Genomic DNA, 15,436 nt, shown 5'->3' with positions numbered 1-15,436 from the left:
ACACGGCCTGAGCCCGGGCCCCGCGTAGGGGATGTTCCCGACTACCTGTCGGGTGCGGGCCGGCAGAGCATGGTCCGCGTACGTATTCGACGGGAGGGGCGTCACGTGGTGTCAGTCGTGCCAGCTGCCTGCGGTACGCGGGCGCGCCGTCAACGCACTCGCGCCGCGGTCGCCGACGGCGGAAAGCCGGCTCAGTGGTGAGCGCGGCGTCCATCTCCGCGGTCCTGCGCGGCCTCGCGCAGGCGGATCCGGAGCTTCCCGCGCTGATCGACGGCGATCAGACCATCAGCCGCGGCCGCCTCGACGGGTGGTCCGACGCCGTCGCCGCTCACCTGGCGCGGGAGGGAGTCCGGGCCGGCGACATCGTCCCGCTCCAGCTGGAGACCTCGCCGGCGCTGATCGCCGCGGCTCTCGGCGTGCTCAAGCTCGGCGCCGTCTACGCGGTGATGGATCCGCAATGGAGCCCGCGGCGTCTGCGACGGATCGACGAGATACTCGGCGGCGCGCTCGCGCTCGCCGGGCCGGGCCGGGCCAGCGGCTGCTTCCGGCGCGAGGTCGAACCGCCCGGCTTCGCCGCGCCCGCGCCGGACCCGGCGTGGGCGCCGAACCCCGCGCCGGACACGCGGGTCGCGACGGTCTTCTTCACCTCGGGCAGCACCGGCGAGCCGAAAGCGGTGCTCTCGACGCACGACGCTATCCTGCGGCTGTTCACCGGAGCGGCTCTCGCGCACTACGACCCAGAGATCGTGATGCCGCATCTGGGCTCGTCGGCCTGGGACGTGCTTCCGCTCGAGGTCTGGGGCCCGCTCCTGAACGGCGGCGTCTGCGTACTGCGGCGCCGCAGGGCGCTGACACCCGCGGAGCTGCGCGGCGAGATCCGGGAGCACGGCGTCAACACCGTCTTCCTCACCACTTCGCTGTTCAACGTTCTGGTCGACGAGGACGTCGCCGCGTTCGAGGGCCTTCGCGCGGTCTACTGCGGCGGTGAGGAGTGCTCCCCCGCGCATGCCGCGCGCTTCCTGGCCGCGCACCCGGACATCCCCCTCTACAACGCCTACGGGCCCGTCGAGTCGACCTGCTACGCCCTGACCCACCGGGTCACGCTCGAGGACACCCGCGGCCCCGTCCCGCTCGGCCGGCCCGTACCGCGCACCGGCGTGCACGTGCTGGACGGGGAGCGCGAGTGCGCCCCGGACGAGGTCGGGGAGCTGTGCATCTCAGGCGACGGACTCTCTCCCGGCTATCTCGGCGACGACGCGTTGACCGCGGCGAAGTTCGTCGAGGCCACGATCGGCGGCCGGCGCCTGCGGGTCTACCGCACCGGGGACTACGGCGCCCTGACCTCCGGGGGCCTGTTCACGTTCGCCGGGCGCCTGGACCGTGAGCTGAAGATCCGCGGGCATCGGATCGACGCGGGGCAGATCGAGCGGACGGCGGCCGGGTTCGCGGCGGTCGCGCGGTGCGCCGTGGTGCCGCTGCCCGGCCCCTCCGGCCGGCCCGAGTCGCTCGCGCTCGCCGTGGTGCCCAGCGCCGAGCACCACCTCGACGAGAAGGAGCTGCGCGGCGCACTGGAGCGCGCGCTGCCCCCGGGCTGGTGCCCGGACACGGTGGTCCGGCTCGCGACGCTGCCGCTGACGGGCAACGGGAAGCTCGACACCGCCGCGCTGCACGCCGCCCTCGCGCAGCGCGCCGCCGATCGCACGCGCAGCGAGGCCGATCGGGAAGATCCGGAAGATCCGCTCGTGGCCGCGTTCAGCCGGGTTCTCGGGGGCATACCCGTGGATCCGGAAGCGACCCTGTTCGAGCTCGGCGGCACGTCGTTGGCCGCGGTGCGGCTGTGTGTGGCCCTGAGCCGGGCGACCGGCCTGAGCATTCCCGTCACGACCGTGCTCACCCACCCGTCGGTGAACGCGATGCGGGCCTGGATCGCCGGTCAGAGCGCGGCGGAACCGGAACCGACGGACCATACGGTTGCGGACGCGCCGTCGCCGTTGACCGGGATGCAGTCCGGGTTCCTGTTCCAGAACCTCGACGGCAAGGACGGGCACAACAACTCCTACTCGGCCTGGCGCATCACGGGCGCGCTCGAGCTCGAGCGTTTCGTCGAGGCGTTGCAGGACGTGCACGCCCGCCACGCCTACCTCCACGGCATCTACAGTTTCGCCGACAAGGCGATGTGGAACCGCTGCGAGCGCCCGGTCACGGTCGAGTACCTCGACGCCCCGGACGAGCAGGCGGCCCTGGCGGGGCTCCGGGAGGCACTCCACCGGCCCTTCTCCCTATTCGACGGAGACGTCTGGCGCGCGGTGCTCGGCAGGCTCGAGGGGGGCGAACAGTGGCTGTTCGGCATGGCCGTGCACCACATCGCCTTCGACGGCTGGTCGGTGCCCATCTTCACCGAGGATCTGGCCGAGGCGTACGGCGCGCGGTGCGCGGGACGCGAGGCGCGCTTCGCGCACCCGGTGGCGGCGCCCTCGGCGATCTACGCCGAGATGGAGCGGATCCGCGGCCTGGCCGACCTCCCGGGGCAGCTGGACCATTGGGCGAAGGAGCTGGCCGGCCTGCCGGACGGGCCCGCGCCGTGGCTCAGCGCGTCGCCGTGTCCGGACATCGGTGTACGGAAGATCGACGTCGGTCTGGCGCCGGATCAGGCGCAACTCCTGCACCGCCGCTCCCGCGGCAGCGGCCTTCTGCCCACGTTCATCGCCGCGCTCGGGGCGACGCTCGTCGAGCTCACCGGCGCCGAGGATTTCACGGTCGGCATGCCGGTGTCCCAACGCTCCACCCCCGTGCTGCAGGACACCATCGCATGCCTGATCAACACGATGTGCATCAGGCTGCGGGCCTGCGCGGACGGTGATTTCGCGGCGGAGGCCGAGAAGGCCGTGCTCGCCGGCATGCGCAACAACGACCCGTCCATCTCCGAGGTGGCCAGGGCCGCCGGGCTGGCGGGGCGTCAGCTGTTCCACGTCATCGGCGCGGTACAGGACTCACCGACCGCGGACCTCCGGCTCGAGGGCTGCGTCGCCGAACCGATCGAGCTGCCCTACAGCCACCTCGCCGTTCCGCTGGTCGTGGACCTGGTCGTGGACGAGGGCGCCGCGTCGATCGTGCGGGTCCTGTACGACTGCGCCCTGGTGGCCGGGACCATGGCCCACAACGTCAGCGCGGGCGTGGTCAGACGCCTGACGCAAGCCGCGGGGTAGGGGCGGCACAGCCACCTCGCCGCCGACACAGGAGCAAGGGGACACGATGCCCAACGTCTGCACCGGCCTTCTCGAGCGCGCCCTCGCCCACCCGGAGGCCGTCGCCCTCAGATCGCAGCAGATGAACACGACCTACGCCCAGCTCTGCGCGCAGGCGCTGGCCGTCCGCCGGGAACTGCACGCGGCGGGGGTGGGCCCGGGATCCCGCGTCGCCGTCGCCATGCCGTCAGGGCCCGGATTCGCCGCCGTCATCGTCGCCGTCGCCTCGCTCGGCGCGACGTACGTGCCGCTCGACCTGAACCACGCCTCGGAGCGATCCGGCGCGATCATCACCCACGCCCGGTGCGCCGTGGTGGTCCACGGCGGCTCGACCGGCGGCTGGAGCCCGCCGCCGGGCCCGGTCCTGCTCGACGCGGCGAGCGCGGCGCAGCACGCGGCGCCCGGCTGGGGACTGACCCTGGAGGATCTGGTGGAACCCGGCCCGGGCCACCCGCTCTACATCATGTACACCTCCGGATCCACCGGATCGCCCAAGGGCGTGCTGGTCCCGCACGAGGCGGTCAGCCAGCTGATCGAGTCGGCGGGCCGGTGCATGACGCTCGAGCCAGGCCTCGTGTGGGCAGCGACCCACTCGCCGGCCTTCGACTTCTCGGTCTGGGAGCTGTGGGGTGCGCTGCTGACCGGCGGCACGGTCAGTTTCGCCGCGCGCGAACAGATCCTCGACCCGGCGGCCCTCGCCGGGTTCGTCCGCGCCGAGGACATCGGCGTCTTCTCCCAGACGCCTTCCTCGTTCCGGCGCATCGCCGAGAGTCCGGAACTGCTCGCCGCCGCCGAGAACCTGCGGTACATCGTCTTCGGCGGCGAGGCGCTGCAGTCCGACACCGTGCGCACATGGACCGACCGCAACGGCTTCAGTCGCCCGGAACTGGTCAACATGTACGGCATCACCGAGACGACGGTGCACACGACGTGGCGGATCCTGGACCGGGAGGCGCTCGGCACGCCCGTCTGCCCGATCGGCGCGGCGCTGCCCGGCCGGTCCGTGCTGGTGTGCGACCAGGACGGGGTGCCCGTGCCGTCCGGTTCGGTCGGCGAGCTGTTCGTGGGCGGCGCCGGCCTCGCCCTGGGCTACCTGGACGACCCGGAGCTGAGCGCGCAGCGGTTCGTCACCCTCGCGACCGCGCGCGGGCCCGAACGCTTCTACCGCTCCGGCGACCTCGGATACGAAGATCAGCAGGGTGACCTGCACTACCGCGGCAGGGCGGACCGGCAGGTCAAGATCCGGGGCCACCGGATCGCCTTGGAAGAGGTCGAAGCCGCCGCGCGGCGGCTGGATGCGGTGGCGGACGCCGTCGTCCTGGCCGCCCGGCGGCCCGGCGAGGACGAGCAGAGCCTCGTCGCCCACCTGGTACCGGCGGCTGCCGGACCGCTCGACCTCGCCGCGTGCGCTCTCGCACTGCGGGCCGTGCTGCCCGGATTCATGGTGCCCGCGCGCCTGACCGAGATCCCCGCGCTGCCGCTGAACCGGAACGGCAAGATCGACACGGATCGGCTGCCCGACCCGTGGGCCGCGTCCGATGCCTCGGCCTGCGGTGCGGCGGGCGCGTACCAGGGCGATGCGCAGGCCGCGATCCGCGCGACGTTCGCGCAGGTTCTCCTGATGGACCCGGCCGAGGTCGGGTCGGACACGGACTTCTTCCTGCTCGGCGGCGACAGCATCATGGCGCTGCGGGTGTTCGTCGAGGCGCCGTGGCTGCGCGAACGCCTGACCCTGCTCGACCTCTACCAGTACCCGACGGTCAAGGAACTCGCCGAGGCCTGGGCGGGAGCCTCGGCGAGCGCACCGGACGGCGGCGGCCGGGCCGAGCCCGACGCGCCGGCAGAGGCGTTCGCGCTCACCAGGGCCCAGGAGACGCTGCTGTTCGAGTGGTTCGGCTCCGATTACCGGCTCTATCAGGACGGCATGCTGGTCAGGGCACTGCTTCCGGTGGATCTGCCGACCCTCGCCCGGCACGCGCGCGCCCTCGGCGAAGCGCACCCCGCCGCGCGGCTGCGGTTCGATCTCGACGCGATCGGCGCGGAGGTGCGGGTGCAGCCGCGCGCCGACGTCCCCGTCGTCGTGGCGGATGACAGCGCTTTGCCGCTCGAAGCGGCCATGGACACGGCGCGGGACTGGATGAGGCAGTCCTGCGCCACACCCTTCGACCTGGCCGGCGCGCCGCCGCTGCGGATCCGGGTGGCGAAGCTCGAAGACGGCAGCTTCGTCCTCACCGTCGTCGTGCATCACGTCGTGTGCGACGGTTGGAGCCTGAACGTCTTGTTCAGCGACCTGATCGATGTGGCGCGCGGCACCCGGACCGTCGAGGAGATCGCCTCCTCGAGTCCGGACCACGTGCGGATCCTGCGGGCTCTGCCCGAGCTCGAACGCGACGACATCGCGGCGGTCCGCGCGGCGAAGGGCCCCGAACAGCTCGCGCACCTGCTCTCCGCCGGCGCCGCTGCGGCACCGGACCCGCAACCGCGCTCCGCCTCGCGCGAGGAGGTCGCCGTCGAGATCGACGAGGAGACCGCCTCGGCGGCAGCCGCGTTCGCGCAGAAGGCGAGGGTGCCGGTGAAATCGGTGTACGTCGCCGCGCACCTTCGTGCCGCCGGCACGGCCTACGGGCGCTCGCTCGTCTCGTGCATCCCCATCTCCGGACGGCCGGATCTTCCCGGCGCGGACCGCTGCATCGGCTACTTCGTCAGGCCTCGACTGATCGTGGTGCCCGACGACCCCGAGAACACGGCGCTCGGCTTCGTTCAGGAGGTCTGGGCGGCCGAGCGCGAGCTCATGCGAACGCGCCTGGTCCCGCTCGCCGATCAGCTCGGGACCCGGGGCGAACTGCCGGTTCGGGTCCACATGAACTTCGTGGACTTCCATGTCCTGGAATCCGCCGCGGACGCGCTGCTCGGCGTGGAGACCTACGACGAAACCGGCTTCCCGCTGACGGTGGACGTCAAGATGCGCCGGACCCGGGGCGGCCGCAAGAGCCCGCCGCTGCTGGCCGTCTCCGGCCTCCTCCCGCGCAGCCGCCTCGAGCACGTCGCACAGGAGCACGTGGCCGCGCTCAGGGCGCTGGTCGGGTAAGGCGCCGACGGTGACCCCTGCCTTATCGACCCCGGAAGGAGCAGCCGTGGAACCGGCCCGCGTGGCGATCATCTACCGGCCCGGTGGAGCCGCGACTCTGCAAGAGATCTGTCGCGCCTCCGCCGGGATCTGCGAGCCGGTGATCCTCCTGGAAGCGGCCCACGCCGACGCCGATCCCCTGCTGCTCGAGGCCGCTCGCGGCGCCACGAAAACGCGGGTGCTCGAGAGCTGCTCCGATACGGACGAGGTGGCCCGCGCCTGTCGGGTCGCGCGCGTGCGCGGTCTGACCACCTTCCACGATCTCGATCTCGACGTGTGCGACGCGGTCACGGCGCGCCTTGCCCTGCCGGGTGCGCCGGGCACCGAGGCGCCGTGGGACAAGCTGCGTCAGCGCGAGCGGATCCCCGCCGACGTCTCGGTGCCGGCCGCGGCGGTTGACTCGGCCTCGGATCTCAGGCGGGCCGTCGGGGCGATCGGGTTTCCCGCGGTCCTCAAGCCCAGGAGGGCGACCGGGGGAACCGGCGTGGCGTTCATCCGCGAGCCCGACGACGTGGCGTACCAGGAGAACTCGCGCGGGCACTGGGACGGGTTGCTGCTCGAGTCCTGCGTCACCCTGGCCCCGCATCCCTCGGGGGTCGGGCATCTGGCCGGATACGTCTCGGTCGAATCGGTGTGCACCGGCGACGCGCGTCACCACGTCGCGCTCTTCGACAAGATGCCCGTCGTCGTGGGCCACCGCGACGGCCCCGACGGCAGCGACCGCGTCTCGGTGACCGGCACCTTCTTCCCCTCACGCCTGGACTCCACGGCTCGGCAGACGGTGATCGACGCCGTCGACCGGAGCCTCGCGTCACTCGGCGTGTCGTGGCGCGTGACACACACCGAAGTCGCGTTGACGGCGCACGGCCCGGTCATCGTGGAGGTGAACGGGCGAGTCGGGGGGCATCTCAACCGTCTGCTGCTGATGACCGGTGGCGTGGACCTCGTCCGCTCGGCGCTGGAATGCGCCCTGGGGCGAACGCCGCGCCTCGGGGATCGGCACCCGTCGGGCTGGGCGCTCGGGTACTACCCGCCGTTTCCGCAGCCGGCGGGCGCCGTCCGATCCGAGGTGACGGTCCGCGACATCCGGGGGCTGCCCGGGGTCCGCGGCGTCAGCGATCTCGCTCGATACGGCGCCGCACGCTCGGTGTCCCACGGCCGGATGCTCAATCTGACGGCCGGCGCCGACGACGCCGAGACGCTGGACGCTCATTTCGCCGGCATCAGGAAGGGAATCGAATACCTCTTCAGGAACGACCACGGCGCGATGTGAGGCGCGGCCCGGGCTCGGGGGCACCGGGGCCCGCCGTGTCCGGCCGGAGCAGATGCGGATGGGAACCAGGCTGCCGCCCGTTCGAGGGCGGCGGCGGACCGAGGACAAGGAGGAGCTCCGAGTGATCGGCAGGCACATCAGGGCGCGGCGGGCGACAGGGCCGGGCCGCGCGGAACACCGGGCCATGACAGCACACGGGGACCCGGTCTCGGCCCTCGGCGCCGGGCGATGAGCACCGGCCGCGGCGGACTGCTGCGCGAACGGAATTTCCGGCTGTTCTGGACCGGGGAGAGCATCAGCCAGGTCGGCAACGCGATCACCGTCGTCGTCCTCCCGCTGGTCGCCATCGACACCCTGCACACCAGCACCTTCGTCGTCACGCTGCTCACGGCGATGATATGGCTGCCCTGGGTCGTCATCGGCGTTCCCGCCGGGGCGTGGATCGACCGGCTGCCGCCGCGCAGGGTCATGATGGCCGCCGACGCGGTCTCGGCGGTGGCGTACGCGAGTGTTCCGGTCGCGCACTGGTGGGGGGTGCTGACGCTGGCTCAGCTGATCGTCGTCGCGCTCGTCGCCGGCACGGCGTCGGTGTTCTTCAACACCGCCTACCAGCTCCTGCTCCCGGGCGTGGTCGACGAGCCGGACCTCACCGAGGGCAACGCCAAGCTGATGGGCAGCCGGCAGGTCGCCCAGATCGGCGGCCCGGGGCTCGGCGGCCTGCTCGCCCAGGCGGCCGGCGCCGTGGCCGGGCTGCTGGCCAACGCGGCGAGTTTCGCCGTGTCCTTCTTCTGCCTGGCCGCCATGGAGCCTCCGCGCGATCGCCGGTCGGGCAGCCGCGACGGCGGGGGCATGCTCGACGGTCTCCGCTTCGCCTGGACCGACCCCTACACGCGCGCGATGACGACGTTCGCCCTGCTCGTCAACCTGGCCTTGACCGGTGTCGACGCGCTCCTCGTGGTCTTCCTGCTGCGCACCGTCGGGCTCTCCTCGACCGTGGCCGGGCTCATGCTGGCCGGGCTCGGCGTCGGCGGCGTGCTCGGCGCGCTCGTCGCCCGTCCGCTGGGACGGAGGCTGGGCACGGCGCGGGCCCTGCTCGTCGCCGTCCCGGTCGGCCTCGGCCCGACGCTGCTGCTGCCGCTCGCGGGCAAGGGGCCGGGGCTCGCGTTCGCGGGCGTGGCACTGATCTGCGCCGGGTGTGTCAGCACGATCGCGAACGTGATCGTCAACAGCTTCATCCAGGGCTACATCCCCCCGGACATCCTCGGCCGCTTCATCTCGGGGACCAGCGCCGTGGGGTTCGCGATGATGCCCGCCGGCGCGCTGCTCGCCGGAGGCCTCGCCACCGCGCTCGGGACGAGGGGCGCGCTGTGGATACTCACGGCCCTGGTCGCCGCGTCCGGTCTCACGTTCCTGCTGACGCCCATGCGGCATCAGCGTGACCTGCCGCGGCGCCCGGCCGAGCAGAGCGTCCCCGTGCTGAGCTGACACGGTGGCCGGGGTGCGCGCCCCGACCCGGGCCGGGGACTACTCCCGGGTCTTGGCCGCGCGCACCCTGGCCGCCGCGCCGGGCGGGCCGGCGGGCGCGGAGGTGTACTCGGGCACTCCCACGCAGGTGAAGAGCAGACCGTCGAGCGGCTCGCCGAGCAGTGGCGCTATCTCGCTGTCCGTGAAGGTCATCCCGGATGCGCTCGCGCCGAGCGCGTAGGCGGCCAGGTGCAGCCGGCCCTCGACCAGACCGGCGGCGAGCTGCGCCGCACGGTATTCCCGGTCGTCGAGCCGCCCGATGTCGGTCGCTGCGATGGTGACGAACGCGGCGTCGTGGGCCAGGGCCTGGTACAGGCATATCCGGTGCAGCTCGTCGCGCAGCTCGTCGGCGAGTACGGGGGCGTCCAGGTCGGGCCACCGGTAGAGCCCGGGGGCGAGGCCCTCGACGTCGTGCACCACGACCCAGTGCGGCAGCGCGACACCGCGGACCGCGACGCTCATGCAGGTGCGCAGCAGGTCTTCGGGCAGGCCGCGAGTGCTGTCCATGCGCCGCTGTGACCCCTTGGCCGCGATGACGGCTTCCACCGTCGGTGAGGCGCAGTCCGGGACGCGGGCCGCCGGACCGCGGTCCCAGGGCGCATCGAGGCGGTCGCGCTCCCCGGCTTGCTGCGCGGCGGTGACGAGCGGGAACTCGACGGGCGAGGCGTCGACGTGTCCTGTGATCGCGGGGCCGGACGGGTCGAGCGCGGCAGTCCCCTGTCCGAGGCGCACCACGGCCACGGGCAGCTCGTGTACCCGGTCCGCGCCGGTCAGCGCGGCCACCGCGGCGTCGGGGAAGGTGGTGTGCAGGGCGGTGGGCAGGCCGGCGGAGTCGGCCAGCGCCAGAAGCTGCGCGATCATCGTGCCGGCGTCCCAGTACATGTGCCGCCAGCCGCGTTCGCGGTAGCGCCAGCCGGTGCGCCACGGCACGCCGGTGACGATCACCGCCGGGGCGCCGCCGTGCGGAGCCGGGCCGACCTGCACCAGCGCGTGCTCCATCGGGTCGTACCAGTGCACTCCCGGGGGCAGCGGCGTGCCTTCGGGCACCGCGACGTACAGCTCGAGGGGGAACCGGCCGCCGGCCGACCCGGCGGCGCGGAAGGGCTGGATCCCGTGGCGCTGCTGCATCGTGCGCACGACTCCGGCGGACAGGTACAACAGCCGGGAGAGCTGGGGCAGGTCGAGCTCCCCGGGCGCGACCTGTGCCGTGCCGGCCAACACGGAGATCACCGGCGCGTCCGTCGTCGGCAGCTCCCGCGGCAGCGGCAGCCGGGGCGAGTCCGGCGGGTAGCGCTTGGCGAACCACGGCAGCCGGGCCGGATCGTTGACCTGGAGGTCCCGCAGAACCCTCGGATCATCGGGCGGCACGGTCCAGTGCCGGCCGAATTCGTAGGAGGTGAGCCGGTGCAGTACCTGCGTGGGGGTCGCTTCGTCCGCGCTCTCGCTCATGGGAATGATGTTATGCCCTGACGGGTCCGGGAGGTACGGGTGAATACAGGTGAATGAGTATCGCGATTCGGTGCCTGAAGCAGGCTCCTTCGACGCGGGGGACGCACCGCGCCGCGCGCCGCCTCGCGGGGCCGGGATGGGGAGGGTACCCGGGTCTCCGCTCGCGCGTCGACCCGGGTCACCGTCCCCGGGCTCTATCTAGATCTAGACGAAGAAGGCGTTGAACTGGTCGATCACGAACTGCGGCTGCTCTTCGATGAAGTAGTGGCCGGCGTCGAGCACCTCGACGATGGTCGCGTCCGAGGCCTGGGTCGGCAGGACGGCGCTCATCTGCGGGTAGAACAGCGAGCTGACCAAGCCGAGGACCGGCATCTCGATCGTGCCGTAGCCGGCGAGATCGACGATGTCCTGGCCGAAGGCCTGGTACCAGCCGGTGCTGCCGGCGATCGCGCCGGGCTGGTTGTAGGCGGCGGCGTAGACCGCGCGGTCCGTGGAGCCGATCGCCGCCTGGTTCACCAGGAACGTGTCGAACATCCAGTCGATCATGTACTGGGCCCGGCCGGCCAGCAGCTGCTCGGGCAGGACGGTGAGCTGGTTGAAGGCGAACCACCAGGGGGCGAAGCCTCCGGTGGGCGGCGCGAGCAGCGGGAGCTGGTAGAAGCTCGAGTCCGGGTGCAGGACGTCGAGCAGCGCGATCCGGTTGGCGCCCTGCGGGTAGTTCGCCGCGTAGCTGAACGCGACCTGGGAGCCGATGTCGTGGCCGGCGATGTCGGCCTTCTGGTAGCCGAGGGCCTGGACGAGCCCGTAGATGTCGCCGGCCATGGTCTTCTTGTCGTAGCCGCCGGCCGGCTTGTCCGAACCGCCCATCCCGCGCAGGTCCACCGCGATCACCCGGTGGTTCTGCGCCAGCGCGGGCATCACATCGCGGTACTCCCACCAGGTCTCGGGCCAGCCCGGCAGCAGGAACAGCGGAGCCCCGCTGCCGCCGGCCACGTAGTGCAGCCGGACGCCGTTCACGGTCGCGTACCCGTTCTGGAAGCCCGCGCCCAGCGTCCGGGCCAGCTGGGCGTCGGTCATCGACGCCGTGGCGGTCTGGTCCGCGGTGGCGCTCTCGCCGGCCCACGCCGCCGAAGGAACCTCAGCGGCCGCAGTGGCCGCAGCGGCGCCCAGGCCCAACTGCAGTGCCCTGCGTCTGTCGATCGTCATGTCCACTCCCTGTACGCGACACGAGTCAATGTTCTTGCTCGCGGCAGCATAGGGGAGAACCCCTCTCGCGCGCTGGGAATCCGCGGAAAGGCTGTCAGTGTTCATTCATCCGAAACCGGCGGTGCCGACTTTGGCTGAGGGAACCCTGAACAGCAGGGCGCTGACGTTATCGAAGTTGCGCCTTCGACAGTGATCCATAGCCCTTGTCCCGCGTAATTTGGGACACTTTGCCATCCTTCACGGGAAGAGCGACTCGTTGGACCGGTCTCTGTATCCGTCCTGTGCCTGAGTATCGAGAGCATCGGGCCCCCAGCCTTGGAACGGTTCCGTCGGCTTGCGCGGGATCCTGGCGGCGGGGCGTGGGGGTCGCGCGGAGCATGGTGGGTTGTAGAGGACGTGCACCTGCTCGCCCGGCGTCAGGCCGGCCGGCGCTCCGTTCGGGTCGGCGATCGAGACGGTTTTTCCGCTTTGGCTTCCAGTAAGGGTGATGGTGACGTCCGTTGCCAGGCCTCGGGCGTATTCGGTCTGCTTCACCACGCCCGCGACGTTCTGCGCGTGCGCCCGATAGCTCCACTGGTCGGCGACGTTCACGGTAGTGGTGCCCAGCAGAGCGATGGAGATGCAGCCGAAAAGTATGGCGGCGAAGACCGGGGGCAGGGGTATACCGGTTCCCGCAGCACGGCCTTGGGTGCCCGAGTCGGGTTTGCGGATAGTCATTTCCTCGGTGCTATCGGGCGAGTCCGTGGGCGATCCAGATCAAGGCCTCGGTCGTGGCCGCTGTGGTCAGGGGCACCCACCAGTCCGGAAACTGCAGCCGCCGGCGCGTCGGCGGTGGCGGGAACTCCGGAAGGTTCTGCTCGACGATCCGGTCGCACTCGAGTCGGAGCCGTTCGACGATCGCGTCGAAGGACGCGTAGCCGGTCAGCTGTGCCGCGAGCGAACCCTGGAACGCCCATCGCGCGGGTCCTGTTGCGGGCGTGCCGTCGTCGAAGACCCAGGAGTCGGCCATGGAGGGAGACTTTCCACACGTGGCTGGAGCCGAGCTATCGGCTCCAGCCACGGAGGCGGACGCTCGGAGTCGTTATGCCGCCGGGGGGACGGGTGGGAGGACGGGTACGGGCGTGGCGAAGCTGGGGGTGCCCACGCCGTAGCCGAGGCAGATCAGTACGCGGTCGCCGAGCGGGGCGGCGAGGTGGACGAGTGTGCTGCGGGTGGTGAGGAAGCCGTCCACGGCCGGGTAGACGGCGTCGGGCGGCAGCTGCCACTCCTCTACCGCGTCCACGAGCAGCGCGGTGTCGGTCTCGGTGGCCACGGCGTGCGGCTGGGCCGCGGTGGAGCGGGTGACCATCGTGAAGTGCACGGTGAGGCTGCGACCGTCCTCGGAGGAGCGCGCCCAGATGTCGCTGGCGGGCTTGGTCAGTGCGGGCGGGCGCCAGCAGTGCGTGCGTGCGAAGTCCGGGTCGATCGCGAGGTGCAGCCCGTGTCCGTCGTCCGCGTGCACGACCAGTGCGGGAACGTGCAGCACGCCGCGGTCGGTCCCGAACATCGCCCGGGTGCGCACGATCGGGCCGAAGGCGCGTTCGCGGCTGTCGGGGCCGAAGTAGCGCAGGTCCTCGCGGGCTGCCGCGTCCTGTTTAGCCGTCAGCTCGCTCGGCGCCACGGGCTCGGACTGCCAGTTGCCCGAGGCCAGTTCCCGCTTGACCCGCGCGTGCCAGTTCCTCAGCGGCGCGGTGAGCACGATCGGGCGCGGTACGCGGTGGATCGGGAACGGCTCCCACTGCTCCAGTGCCAGGCGTATGTGCTCCGTGTCGACCCCCATGCCCGCGACGCTACCAGCCCTGGGCCGGCGGGGGCGGGGGCGGCAGAACACTGCGATCCGTGGCGCGACACAGGTGGCTGTACGGGTGGCCGCGCGGGGTGCGGGCCGGGAAAACCACTGGCGGTCTCGGGGGGTTCGAGCCGAGACTCGAGTCGATACCAGCGGGTTGCCATACGATCGCATCGGAGTATCGGTGCGCTGGAGAGGATGAGTGGTCTGCGCTGACGTACTCTCGTGACGGCTTCCCGTTCCCTGAGGAACGTGTGCCTCCCCTCACCTCCGCGGGCTGTCGGAACTGGGACGCTCTCGACCCGGCACGCCACGCGTTCACCTGGGACGAGGATGAGGACGCCCGTCTGCGCGCGCTGGTGCGTGAGTGGGTGCCGCCGGTGCTCTCGGGGATGGCCGGGTGGTGGCAGGGCGAGCGGTGGTGTGAGAGCCAGGTGGATGCGATCCTCCGCGAGCGGTACGGCACCTGGGTCTGGGGGTGGAGTTGGAGTTACCGCTACGGCGGGCCCATCGGGAGCTGGGTCAGCGCGACGTGTTCGGTGACGAGCCCGGAGGAGACCGCGGCGCGCGTCGTCGCCGCGCTGTTGGAGTGGCGGGGGTGGCTGGAGCGGACGGCTGAGCGCTTCGCCGAGCTCGCGCCGCCGCCTGACGCCTCGCCTGAGGATCGGAGCTGGCATCTGGAGCGGGCCTGCGTGCGGCTGGTGACGTACGCGCTGGACTCGGGCGCGGAGGGCGGCTGGTATGGGCAGGCCTCGCTTGTCCTGTCCTGCTTTCTCGCCAGTAACGGGATGGATCAGGCCGAGGCCGCGCGGGCGGTGACGCGTGCGATCGGCGGGCGGTTCGAGAGCTGGGTCACCCCTGAACCGGCGGTGATCGATTCCGTCGGTGACGACCTTGCCCTCGGCCTCACCGGCCACGCTCCCTATCGAGATCACCGGGAGAGGGCGGCTTTGGAGGAGTTCCATGACCGGTATCGGCAGCACGGCCACCGGCAACACTGACAGCACCGCCAGCACTGACAGTCTTCTGGTTTGGCTGCGGGTGCGCCGGGAGGCCGACTGGCGGCACGCGCCGGTCCTGCGGCGGGATCCGGGTGTGCGTGACGGGTTCCGGGCCTGGTGCGAAGGGCCGGTGCGGGGGCGCGATCCTGTTCGGGCCGAGCGTCTGCTCGCTGCCTACGCCGTGGCCCGGGCCGATGCCGAACGGCGCGCGCCGCTGGACTTCGCGCTGCTGGCCGGGTGGCAGCGGGAGATCCTCGGTGGAGGTGCCGTTCCGCGTGGGCGACGCCTATGCGAAGGCCGGGTGTGAGCGCTACGGGCTGACTGCGCACACTCGGGGCGAGTTTGCTGCCTGTCTACGCGAGGCGGGCGGCCGGGACGTCCCGCTGGCGGCGCGCGCGGCCCGGGCGTATCTCGACGTGGCGTTCTTCCATCCCTTCGCCGACGGCAATGCCCGCGCCGCGCTGCTGACCTTGGTGTACGTGCTGGCTCGGGAGGGGGTCCTCCTTGCCGAGGTCGGCCCGTTGCAGACCACGCGTTACGCGGATGACCCCATGGGCGCTGCAGATCTCGCCACGCTGATCGGGGTGCTCAACCGTCGCCGGCGCAGGGTGCTGACAGTGCGGGGCGTCGGGGGTTAGGGTTTGGGCGGCGGCTGACTGTCCGTCTGGGCGCGGTTCCTCTGGGGGTGCGATGGCCGGCGGCCGTCTGATTCCGGTGCGGGTGGGCGGGGTCGAGATCGAGGTGGAGACGGTCGCGGTCGCGGGTACGGAGGCGACCTCGGGG

General features: G+C 71.9%; 12 protein-coding genes. 7 read left to right on the top strand and 5 right to left on the bottom strand.

The window, feature by feature from the left end; translation table 11 throughout:
• Positions 1-197: 197 nt before the first annotated feature.
• From KDL01_RS16575 to KDL01_RS16560, 4 genes are all read left to right on the top strand, one after another.
• Positions 198-3,206 carry an AMP-binding protein gene (locus tag KDL01_RS16575; RefSeq protein WP_212529404.1) on the top strand — a complete coding sequence of 1,003 codons (3,009 nt, stop codon included), beginning with the start codon at positions 198-200 and terminating at the stop codon, positions 3,204-3,206.
• A gap of 46 nt (positions 3,207-3,252) precedes the next feature.
• Positions 3,253-6,333 (top strand): non-ribosomal peptide synthetase, encoded by a 3,081-nt coding sequence (locus tag KDL01_RS16570; protein ID WP_212529403.1) that lies wholly within the window; start codon positions 3,253-3,255, stop codon positions 6,331-6,333.
• Positions 6,334-6,379: 46 nt separating this feature from the next.
• Positions 6,380-7,645, top strand: a complete 1,266-nt coding sequence (locus KDL01_RS16565) for an ATP-grasp domain-containing protein (RefSeq protein ID WP_212529402.1) — start codon at positions 6,380-6,382, stop codon at positions 7,643-7,645.
• Between the two features lie 228 nt (positions 7,646-7,873).
• On the top strand, positions 7,874-9,130 hold the full coding sequence (locus KDL01_RS16560; RefSeq protein WP_212529401.1) for an MFS transporter: 1,257 nt from the start codon (positions 7,874-7,876) through the stop codon (positions 9,128-9,130).
• 39 nt (positions 9,131-9,169) lie between these two features.
• Here KDL01_RS16560 and KDL01_RS16555 read toward each other — a convergent pair whose 3' ends face one another.
• The 5 genes from KDL01_RS16555 to KDL01_RS16535 form a co-directional block, all read right to left on the bottom strand.
• Entirely contained in the window at positions 9,170-10,618 is a 1,449-nt protein-coding gene (locus tag KDL01_RS16555; protein WP_212529400.1) for a nitroreductase family protein, read from the bottom strand.
• Between the two features lie 204 nt (positions 10,619-10,822).
• Positions 10,823-11,824, bottom strand: coding sequence for an alpha/beta fold hydrolase (locus tag KDL01_RS16550; protein WP_212529399.1), 1,002 nt, complete (start codon positions 11,822-11,824; stop codon positions 10,823-10,825).
• Between the two features lie 237 nt (positions 11,825-12,061).
• Entirely contained in the window at positions 12,062-12,415 is a 354-nt protein-coding gene (locus KDL01_RS16545; RefSeq protein ID WP_212529398.1) for a hypothetical protein, read from the bottom strand.
• 136 nt (positions 12,416-12,551) lie between these two features.
• Positions 12,552-12,833, bottom strand: a complete 282-nt coding sequence (locus KDL01_RS16540) for a hypothetical protein (RefSeq protein WP_212529397.1) — start codon at positions 12,831-12,833, stop codon at positions 12,552-12,554.
• A gap of 72 nt (positions 12,834-12,905) precedes the next feature.
• Positions 12,906-13,643, bottom strand: a complete 738-nt coding sequence (locus KDL01_RS16535; protein WP_212529396.1) for a hypothetical protein — start codon at positions 13,641-13,643, stop codon at positions 12,906-12,908.
• Between the two features lie 263 nt (positions 13,644-13,906).
• On the opposite strand from KDL01_RS16535, the gene KDL01_RS16530 reads away from it, so the two are divergent.
• Genes KDL01_RS16530 through KDL01_RS16520 form a run of 3 tightly spaced genes read left to right on the top strand, consistent with a single transcriptional unit; the run spans position 13,907 to position 15,291 of the window.
• The gene (locus KDL01_RS16530; protein ID WP_212529395.1) at positions 13,907-14,653 is read left to right on the top strand and encodes a hypothetical protein; all 747 of its coding nucleotides are present in this window, start codon (positions 13,907-13,909) and stop codon (positions 14,651-14,653) included.
• Positions 14,616-14,960, top strand: a complete 345-nt coding sequence (locus tag KDL01_RS16525; RefSeq protein WP_212529394.1) for a hypothetical protein — start codon at positions 14,616-14,618, stop codon at positions 14,958-14,960. Before KDL01_RS16530 ends, KDL01_RS16525 begins: the two co-directional genes overlap by 38 nt.
• The gene (locus KDL01_RS16520; protein ID WP_212529393.1) at positions 14,929-15,291 is read left to right on the top strand and encodes a Fic family protein; all 363 of its coding nucleotides are present in this window, start codon (positions 14,929-14,931) and stop codon (positions 15,289-15,291) included. Before KDL01_RS16525 ends, KDL01_RS16520 begins: the two co-directional genes overlap by 32 nt.
• Positions 15,292-15,436 lie beyond the last annotated feature (145 nt).

Origin of the sequence: Actinospica durhamensis, from assembly GCF_018139695.1 — a bacterium.
GTDB lineage: Bacteria > Actinomycetota > Actinomycetes > Streptomycetales > Catenulisporaceae > Actinospica > Actinospica durhamensis.
This window is presented reverse-complemented; position numbering and strand designations above follow the sequence as displayed.